This window comes from Parafrankia colletiae (assembly GCF_001854655.1).
Taxonomy (GTDB): domain Bacteria; phylum Actinomycetota; class Actinomycetes; order Frankiales; family Frankiaceae; genus Parafrankia; species Parafrankia colletiae.
This window is the reverse complement of sequence record NZ_MBLM01000032.1, coordinates 1-8,816: the sequence shown is the minus strand read 5'-3', so window position 1 is coordinate 8,816 and position 8,816 is coordinate 1. Positions and strand designations below refer to the sequence as shown.

Below are 8,816 nucleotides of genomic sequence, written 5' to 3'. Positions count from 1 at the left end.
GGCCACAGCGCTGCTCTCGGACCCGGTACGGATGTATCTCAAGGCCATCGGCCGGGTGCGGTTGCTGACCGCGGAGGAGGAGGTCGATCTGGCGAAGCGGATCGAGGCCGGCCTGTTTGCCTCCGAAAAGCTCGCCGCCGTCCGAAGGAACTCCCCGCGGCTGCGTCGGGACCTGGAGGCGATCGAGCAGGACGGCCAGATCGCCAAGAGCAAGCTGGTGGAGGCGAACCTGCGCCTGGTGGTGTCCATCGCCAAGCGGTACGTCGGCCGGGGCATGCTGCTGCTGGATCTGATCCAGGAAGGTAACCTGGGCCTGATCCGGGCGGTGGAGAAATTCGACTACACAAAGGGATACAAGTTCTCCACCTACGCCACCTGGTGGATCCGGCAGGCTGTCACGAGGGCCATCGCAGACCAAGGGCGCACCATCCGTATTCCGGTACATATGGTCGAGACGATCAGCAAGGTGACACGGATCCAGCGACAGCTATTGCAAGATCTGGGCCGGGAGCCGTCGCCGGAAGAGATCGCCATACAGGTGGACCTCGCTCCGCACAGGGTGGCGGAAGTTCTCGCGGTCGCGCAGACGCCCGTGGCCCTGGAGACCCCGATCGGCACGGAGGGGGACTCCCAGTTCGGAGACCTCATCGAGGACAACGACGCGATCGTGCCGTTCGATGYGGCGAGCGCCGTCCTCCTGCAGGAGCAAATCAACTCGGTCCTACACACGCTTTCCGAGCGCGAGAAGAAGGTCATCCAGCTTCGGTTCGGTCTGACCGACGGCCAGCCCAGGACGTTGGAGCAGGTAGGCCGGGAATTCGGGGTGACCCGGGAACGGATCCGGCAGATAGAATCAAGAACTCTGGCGAAGCTAAGCCACCCGGCACGTTCACAGCGGCTACGCGACTACCTGGTATAGCTCCGATTCAAGGTATAGCTCCGATTCAAGCGAGACCGGAGTCATGGGATGTCGCGTCCGGCCAGGGCGAGGGTCCGCGCTGATTGCCGGCGGATGGTGCCCGCGAGGCTGTCCGGTCAACGGGCTGCGGGCCGGGCGTCTCGTCGTTTGCCGATGATGCTCCAGACCCCACAGGTTGATAAATTTCGTAACTGGCAAGACGGTCAGTGTTGGGTTGCTGCCCGACCGGTGCTGGAGGACACAGAAGATCGGGCATGGCCGTGGCYGGTGTCCGGCCTGGCAGTCTGGGATCTGGTCGGGTGGGACGGCGATGAGGTGACGGCGATGGGGCGGGTACCGCTGTACCAGGCGAAGGCGGAGTTCTTCCGCATGTTGGGCCATCCGGTTCGGATCAGGGTGYTGGAGCTGCTGCAGGACGGGCCCATGCCGGTACGGGATCTGCTGGCCATGATCGACGTCGAGGCATCGAACCTGTCCCAGCAGCTCGCGGTGCTGCGCCGGTCCGGAATCGTCACCGCGACCAGGGAGGGGCCGACGGTGATGTACGCGCTCGCGGGTGGGGACGTGGCCGATCTCATGCGGGCGGCGCGTCGGATCCTGACCGAGATGGCTGCCGGGCAGGCCGGGCTGTTGGCCCAGTTGCGCGAAGCGGATCCGAGCTCACTGCGAGCGCAGTGATTGCCGCACGGGCGCACGGAATCGTGCGGGCACGGGCGTACGGAATGAGATCTTACCCGTCCGCTGGCCGGGCCCCGGCCTCCGCGAGATCACCCTCCATGATCCGGTCGCCTGAGGCATCCAGACTCTGCATCGGCTCGCGGCCCAGCTCGATCTGAGCGTCGACCTGGTCGCGCTGGGCGGCGCCACCGGAGAGCGTCGCGGTACCGCGCACCCGGCCGGAGTCGCCCCTCCTCCGGCCTGTGCCACGTCAGCTTCCCACCCGCTTCACATGCTTCCGGGGCTGCTGCTCGCGGCCGTCGCGGCCCGTCGCCCGATGACCCTCATGGCGCGCCTGGCCGGCGTACACGCCATCGTCGAAGAGGCACCGTCYGGGCGGGTCGCTGCCGCCGCTGGACCATCCCCGGCTCACGCCGGCGACCGCTGAAGCCGCCCTCTGAGTTCTGCCCCTCCAGGAGAGTCACCCGGGGGCGCGGGATCGATGGCGGTTCGGCCTCTCCGTCTTCTCCATCGTGTACCCCTCGGCCCGGCGGTCGGGTTCGGTGCGGTCTCCGATGTCACACCAACTCGCCCACCGTCTTGCATCCACGACATCGACAATTGAAGAAATATTCATCTTGTCATCTCCGTCCCGGGGTGACGGAGATCCACACCCTGACGATGATCGGATTGTTCATGTTGTTCATGCACCCGACCACCCCGCCCGTCTGCAGCACCCTTGTCTCGCCACGATGAGTACCACCTCCCCACGGTGGGTGGCGCCRCTTGGTCGGCTCATGCCCGGCCGAGCCGATGCGCTGGCCGTGCGCCGTCAACCGGCCCGCGATCTGATCGCGGGGATGACCGTCGCGGTGATCGCGCTGCCCCTCGCGCTCGGATTCGGTGTCTCCTCCGGCCTGGGCGCAGCCGCGGGACTCGTGACCGCCATCGTCGCGGGCGCCGTCGCGGCTGTCTTCGGCGGATCGAACCTGCAGGTGTCCGGCCCCACCGGGGCCATGACCGTGGTCCTCGTACCGATCGTGCACCAGCATGGTCCGGGCGGCGTCCTGACTGTCGGTCTGCTCGCTGGAATGATCCTGCTCGCGCTCGCCGTCCTGCGCGTCGGCCGCGCGATGCGTTACGTACCGGCTCCTGTGGTGGAGGGATTCACCGCCGGGATCGCCGCGGTGATCTTTCTTCAGCAGGTTCCCGCCGCGTTGGGAGTACAGCCACAGGACCGGGACGCGGTGACCTCCGTGGCCTGGGGAGCCATCACCGACTTCGCCCGCCGGCCGCACTGGACCGAGCTCGCACTTGCCGCCGCGGTCGTGGCGTTCATGCTCGTCGGCGCTCGGCTGCGGCCCACGGTGCCGTTCTCGCTGGTGGCCGTCGCCCTCACCTCGATTCTGGTCGCGGCGAGTGGATGGGACGTCGCCACTCTCGGCGCACTGCCCGCGACCCTGCCCAGTCCCTCGCTCGGGTTCCTCGACATCTCCGCCATCCCGACCCTCGCGACGGCCGCGGTGGCGGTGGCCGCGCTGGCCGCCCTGGAAAGCCTGCTCTCCGCCAGCGTCGCGGACGCGATGACCTCCGGTGAGCAGCACGACCCCGACCGGGAGCTGTTCGGTCAGGGCCTGGCCAACCTCGTCGTTCCGCTGTTCGGCGGAGTACCCGCCACCGGCGCGATCGCCCGCACGGCCGTCAACGTCCGGTCCGGCGCATCCTCGCGCCTCGCGGCCCTCACTCACGCCATGGTTCTCGCCGGGATCATGCTCGTGGCGGCGCCCCTCGTCGCACGTATCCCGCTGGCCGCGCTCGCCGGTGTCCTCCTCGCCACGGCCACGCGAATGGTGGAGGTCGCCTCGCTGCGTGCCCTCGGCCGCGCGTCACGCTCCGACGCGGTCGTCATGATGCTGACCGCCGGAGCGACCATCGTTCTTGACCTCGTCGTCGCCGTCCTCCTCGGCCTCGTCGTCGCCGGGGCTCTCGCGCTGCGGCAGATCGCCCGCAGCGCGCGTCTCGAGGAGGTGCCCCTGAACGCGGCCGACCACCACGACGCCGACCAGGCTCTGCTCGCCGATCACGCGCTGCTCACCGAGCACATCGTTGTCTACCGCATCGACGGACCCATGTTCTTCRCCGCCGCCCACCGCTTCCTTCACGAACTCACCACCATCGCGGACGTCAAGGTTCTCATCCTCAGACTTTCCAAGGTCAGCGCGATCGACGCCACCGGCGCGATCGTCCTGCGCGACATTATCGACCGCCTCGAACACCGCGGCATCATCGTCTATGTTTCAGGCCTGCGATCCGAACACACAAGGACCCTGATTGCCATCGGCCTGCTCGACCGGCTAAAAAAGAAAGGACAGGTGTTCGACTCCGCCGCGGGGGCCATCCAGGCCGCCCGGGGCCATCTCCACCACACCGGAACTCTCGCGGGAAAAGAAGGAAAAACCGTAAATGCATCCGCCGGTTTTGTGGCGCCGACGGATGTCACGGTCCTGGCGGTTCCCGAGGCATGATTGGATGATGAGCTCGGCGCCGTGGGAGTGTCCGGTCAGTTGTCCCGGCGCCGTAGTGAGAGTCCCTGTCGGAGTGGGGGCCTGGCGAGCCGAGGCGAGGTCGACGTGATGGATATACCCATGCCGGGTGGTTGGGTGAACACCGTCGTCCGCAGCGGCGACACGGTGCGCAGACCCCTGCCRCACCGCGCTGACTTCGTGCACGAGCTGCTCGGGTTCCTGGCGCGGCACGGCTGGGACGGTGCGCCACGGTTCCTCGGCGTCGACGAGCGTGRCCGGGAGATCCTCAGCTTCCTGCCCGGACATGTTGCCTGGGAGCCCGAACAGCCTGCGTCCGTCGCGTCCGATGAGAGCCTTGTCGCGGTCGCCGAGCTGGTTCGCCGGTTTCACGATCTGACTGTGGGCACGTCACTGGCCGGCGGCAGCGAGGTCGTCTGTCACAACGACCTGGCGCCGAAGAACACCGTCTACCGCGACCGCGGCGATGGGCTACGCCCTGTCGCCTTCCTCGACTGGGATCTGGCCTCCCCTGGGGAGCGGATCCATGACGTCGCCCATGTCTGTTGGCAGTTCCTCGGCCTCGGCCCCGCGGTGACCGATACGGACGAGGCCGCGCGGAGGATCAGGCTGATCCGTGACACCTACGGACTGCACCGGCATGCGCCACTGATCGAGAGGATCCTGTGGTGGCAGGATCGTTGCTGGCGCGGCATTCAGGCAGGAGCGCTGGCGGGCGACCCGGGGGCGGTGCGGCTGCGCGAGGCTGGCGCCGTCGAGGACGTCCGTGCCGCCTGTCAGTGGGTGGCCGGCAACCGCGGCCGGCTGGGCGGCCAAAGTTGATCTTCCGAGATCGAACATGGCCATGTCTGCTGTTCCCGCATCCGACCGGTTCGCCCGGCGAGGAGTAGATGACCATGGAACCTGGATCGCAGGCGATGCCGCTGTGAGAGGGTGCTACATGGTTCAGAGCCTGCCGCGTCGGCAGCCGCGGGCTGTGAAGCGCGCGTGGACCCGCGTTGTCGCCGACTGTGGTTGCCCGGACAGGTACTACTGTCCGGCGAGCGACGAGATCGAGTGCCCGAGCCACAGCGGCTTCGACACATGCTGCGAACGGCAGGACGAGCACATCCCGGTCCTGCGCCGTCATCGACTGCTCTGGCGCGCCCGACGAATGCTGCGCGGTGAACGTGCATGCCGACTTCCCGAGGACGAATCCCCGACCGGAGAAGAGAGCCGTGAGGATTCGTCCAGCCGGGTGAACCCGGCCTCGGTGGGCGTGTCCTGGCCGCCCGAGAGTCGTGGTGCCGCCGTCGCGTGACGCCTGCAGCTACCCTTGCCCGGTGAGGTCCATCGCGGGAGTAGAGATCGACCGTGCACGCTTGGCGGCGATCTGCAGTCGTTACGGGATTGCCGAGCTCCAGTTGTTCGGCTCGCAGGCGCGTGGCACCGCAACCGCCGACAGTGACATCGACATCCTGTACACTCTTGCGCCGGGCCGGCGTCTGGGCTGGGACATCGAGCAGTTCGCCGATGACCTCGCCGATCTGTTCGGGCGGCCCGTCGACCTGGTCTCCGTCCGCGGGCTCCACCCGTTGCTCCGCTCGTCCGTCCTGGCTGAGGCGCGGCCCGTTTATGCGGCGTGACATCCTCCTCCTCGGCGAGATGATCGAAGCAGTCGATCAGGCGCAGAAACTCACCGACGGGATCACCATCAGCGGTCTGGAGGCGGACCGCCAGCGCCGCGACGCACTCCTGTGGAACTTCACCGTGCTTGGCGAGGCCGCCAGTCAGCTCTCCGGCGAGATCACCAGGCGTTTCCCCGACATCGCCTGGAAGCAGCCTGTCCGGCTACGCAACCGGATCGTCCACGGCTACTGGTCCGTCGACCTCGAGATACTGCACACCGCGGCCAGGGAGCAACTGCCGCAGTTCGCCGCCGACCTACGCCGGGTTCTCGCCGCTGTAGACGAAGTCACCTGAACCAACTGGGGCCTCAGCAACGAATACCACCGGGGTGACTTCGGTGGTGATCTGCGGCAGATGATGAAGCGGTTCTACGATGCCCATCTCTCTTTTGCCAGCTGGGGCACCTGCCGGGTGATGCTCCGCCTGCTCCGCTCGCCTCGATGATCCCGTCCCGGATGGGACCACCGGTGCCCAGGGCAGGATGCTGAAGCGGACGRCACCGGAGGGCCCCGCCGGCGGCCCCACGGCCAACGAGAACGGCTCGGTGCCGGCCAGCCAGCCGGTCGCGCGCCTGCTCGATGGTCCTGCGAACGTCAGCCTGGCTGATCTGGTCGGTGAAGGCGAGACGTTGGAGCGTCAGGTGCAGCCCGTCAGGCGGTACCGGGTCGAGGGCGGGTAGGCGCAGCCGCCRCTGGCAGCGGTCGGCAAGGGCGTGYAGCTCGGTGACGTCCTCGAAGGTCAGCATCCAGTGGTGGGGGCGGCGCGCGGTTGCCTACGCCAGGATCTCGGCTCCGGCGCCACGTCGGAGATGACGTCGAGCGCCGCGGGTAAGGCCACTCCTTCGCTGTCACAGGGACTCGTGGAGGTGCGTCGGCATGACGGCCAGCAAAGATATCTATATCTATTTAACGCTTCCGGTGGGTGGAGGCACCCTCCCGACGTCGCGACCAAGAGGCGACTGTGTGCAGGTCGACTGTGCGCAGGGATGGTCCCACCGGCGGGCGCGGTCGCCAGTCCGTGGAAAAATCTAGATATATCGGCTAGTATTCGATGTGGCGAGGGCAGAGGCGCAGCCCGGTCCAGGAGGAGCCACAGCGTTACGTCGCTGGCTGGCCGCTGCGTCGCAGCGGTGGTCGGTCTGAGGCGCGAGAACATGGTCCGCTCGGAGAGGGAGCCGACGTTGCTCATCCCCTTTGACGACTATCCGTTGCACCAGACGGCGCTGCCCGTCGCGCACGCGGGTGACGGACACGCTGACTTCTATGACCGGTTCTGGTTCAACGGCTACGACGAGGAGATGTACTTCGCGGTCGCGCTCGGGCTGTATCCGAACCGCGGCGTGATCGATGCCGCCTTCAGCGTGGTCCACGACGGGGTGCAGCGGTCGGTGTTCRCCTCCGGGCGGATTCCGCTTGATCGGACCAGTACGACCATCGGCCCGATCTCGATCGAGATCGTCGAGCCGATGCGGGTCAGCCGAGTCCTGGTCGATTCCCCGGAGCACGGGCTGACCGCCGACCTCGTCGCGACGGCGCGCACCGCGGCCTACGAGGAGCCGCGCCAGACCCGCCACGAGGGCACCCGGCTGGCCATGGACGTCACCCGCGCGACGCAGATGGTGAGCTGGTCCGGGGCGTTCTCGACCGGCGGCCAGGAGATCCGGATCGCCCCCGGGACCTTCGGTACGAAGGACCGCTCCTGGGGAGTCCGAGGAGTTGGCGATCCGGCGCCGGCGGCGCCGCGTACCTCGCGTCCCCAGCTGTTCTTCCTGTGGGCTCCGCTGAACTTCGCCGACGAGTGCGTGCACTACCTGGTGTTCGAGAACGAGTTCGGGCAGCCGTGGGCGGAGACGGCCGTGGTCATGCCCGTGCTGGGCGAGGGCGCGCCCGTGRCAGGACCGGATCTCGGGTTCCGTGAGCTCCATGGAGCGCGGCACGACATCCGCTGGGCGCCGGGGCTGCGGCGCTCCGAGCGCGCCTCCATCGTTGTTCCCGGCGGCGAGGCGGTCGAGCTGGAGCCGTTGCGGGCGTTTCGTATGAAGGGCGTCGGCTACCTGCATCCCACCTGGTCACATGGCAGATGGCACGGCGAGCTGGCGGTCGGCGGCGAGGCACACAGGACCGCCGACCTGGACGTCCTGGCGTTCGACACGGTGCACGTACAGCAGGTGATGCGGGCGACCTGGGGGCAACGGACAGGGCTCGGTGTGCTGGAACAGGCGGTCATCGGGCCGTACCGGCCCGGCGGATTTCTCGACCTGTTGGACGGGGCACGAGAGCGGGTCCACGACGAAGAAGGCGGGGAGGAACTGTCAGGTGAGTGACGGCGTGTGGGGCAGTGCGCAGCAGCACACCACCACGGAGCTGCTGGTGCGGCGGATCGAGAAGGAGCCTGACACCGAATACCTGGACATCGGTGGCCGCACGCTGACGGCGGCTCAGGTCGGGGACGCCGCCGCGCGCCTTGCCACCGGGCTGCAGGCACTCGGGGTCGGGCCCGGTGACCGGGTGGCGATGTTGCTGGAGAACTCGCCGGAAATGCTGATCGCCTGGTGGGCGGCGCAGTGGGCAGGTGCCGTCGCGGTGCCCATCAACACCGCCTACAAGGGCGAGTACCTGCGCCATCAGCTGCGTGACTCGGGGTCGACCGTGCTGATGGTCGCCGGCGACCTCGCCGCCCGTGCCGCCGCCGTCACCGCGGACCTGTCCGCCCTGGCCCACGTCCTGGTGACGGGGCCGGAGGTACCGGCGTTCCCCGGTGCGACCGGGCATTCCTTCGAGGAGCTGCTGGCCAGTGCGCCGTTGGCGGAGCCGGTGGCACGTCGGCCCTCGGATCTGGCGACCTTCATCTACACGGGTGGGACGACCGGGCTGTCCAAGGGCTRCATGCTCAGCCACAACTACCACGAGGCCCTGGAGTTTTTCCGAAACTCGGAATAGTCGGTTTCGCATGCGATAACCAGCTGGTTCGATCAGACCCTGCCCAAAATTCCGCCGGAACAGGAAGCGGGCAACCCGGACAGAAACCCC

General features: G+C 67.8%; 10 protein-coding genes. 9 read left to right on the top strand and 1 reads right to left on the bottom strand.

The window, feature by feature from the left end; translation table 11 throughout:
* On the top strand, window positions 1–919 hold a 919-nt coding region (gene rpoD, locus CC117_RS05610; protein WP_071082689.1), incomplete at its 5' end, for an RNA polymerase sigma factor RpoD.
* Window positions 920–1,243: 324 nt separating this feature from the next.
* Entirely contained in the window at window positions 1,244–1,597 is a 354-nt protein-coding gene (locus CC117_RS05605) for an ArsR/SmtB family transcription factor (RefSeq protein WP_071082688.1), read from the top strand.
* A gap of 52 nt (window positions 1,598–1,649) precedes the next feature.
* Here the strand turns inward: CC117_RS05605 and CC117_RS37270 are convergent, their stop codons facing one another.
* Window positions 1,650–1,811, bottom strand: a complete 162-nt coding sequence (locus CC117_RS37270; RefSeq protein WP_157905352.1) for a hypothetical protein — start codon at window positions 1,809–1,811, stop codon at window positions 1,650–1,652.
* A 562-nt stretch (window positions 1,812–2,373) separates the two neighbouring features.
* Here CC117_RS37270 and CC117_RS05600 point away from each other — a divergent pair.
* The 7 genes from CC117_RS05600 (at window position 2,374) to CC117_RS05570 (ending at window position 8,726) form a co-directional block, all read left to right on the top strand.
* Window positions 2,374–4,101 carry a SulP family inorganic anion transporter gene (locus CC117_RS05600; protein WP_071082686.1) on the top strand — a complete coding sequence of 576 codons (1,728 nt, stop codon included), beginning with the start codon at window positions 2,374–2,376 and terminating at the stop codon, window positions 4,099–4,101.
* A gap of 108 nt (window positions 4,102–4,209) precedes the next feature.
* Window positions 4,210–4,941, top strand: coding sequence for a phosphotransferase (locus CC117_RS05595; protein ID WP_071082685.1), 732 nt, complete (start codon window positions 4,210–4,212; stop codon window positions 4,939–4,941).
* Window positions 4,942–5,441: 500 nt separating this feature from the next.
* The gene (locus tag CC117_RS05590; protein WP_035740686.1) at window positions 5,442–5,744 is read left to right on the top strand and encodes a nucleotidyltransferase family protein; all 303 of its coding nucleotides are present in this window, start codon (window positions 5,442–5,444) and stop codon (window positions 5,742–5,744) included.
* Window positions 5,734–6,081: a HepT-like ribonuclease domain-containing protein gene (locus CC117_RS05585; RefSeq protein ID WP_018637273.1), complete on the top strand. Its 348-nt coding sequence runs from the start codon at window positions 5,734–5,736 to the stop codon at window positions 6,079–6,081. Before CC117_RS05590 ends, CC117_RS05585 begins: the two co-directional genes overlap by 11 nt.
* 187 nt (window positions 6,082–6,268) lie before the next feature.
* Window positions 6,269–6,466 carry a hypothetical protein gene (locus tag CC117_RS37265; RefSeq protein WP_071082684.1) on the top strand — a complete coding sequence of 66 codons (198 nt, stop codon included), beginning with the start codon at window positions 6,269–6,271 and terminating at the stop codon, window positions 6,464–6,466.
* Between the two features lie 501 nt (window positions 6,467–6,967).
* Entirely contained in the window at window positions 6,968–8,110 is a 1,143-nt protein-coding gene (locus tag CC117_RS05575) for a hypothetical protein (protein WP_071082687.1), read from the top strand.
* Window positions 8,103–8,726, top strand: coding sequence for an AMP-binding protein (locus CC117_RS05570; protein ID WP_241829865.1), 624 nt, complete (start codon window positions 8,103–8,105; stop codon window positions 8,724–8,726). The genes CC117_RS05575 and CC117_RS05570 overlap by 8 nt, the downstream gene beginning before the upstream one ends.
* Window positions 8,727–8,816 lie beyond the last annotated feature (90 nt).

Bases quoted from the DNA above. Each gene is read 5' to 3' on its own strand.
- CC117_RS05585 (WP_018637273.1), top strand. From the start codon at position 5,734: ATGCGGCGTGACATCCTCCTCCTCGGCGAGATGATCGAAGCAGTCGAT.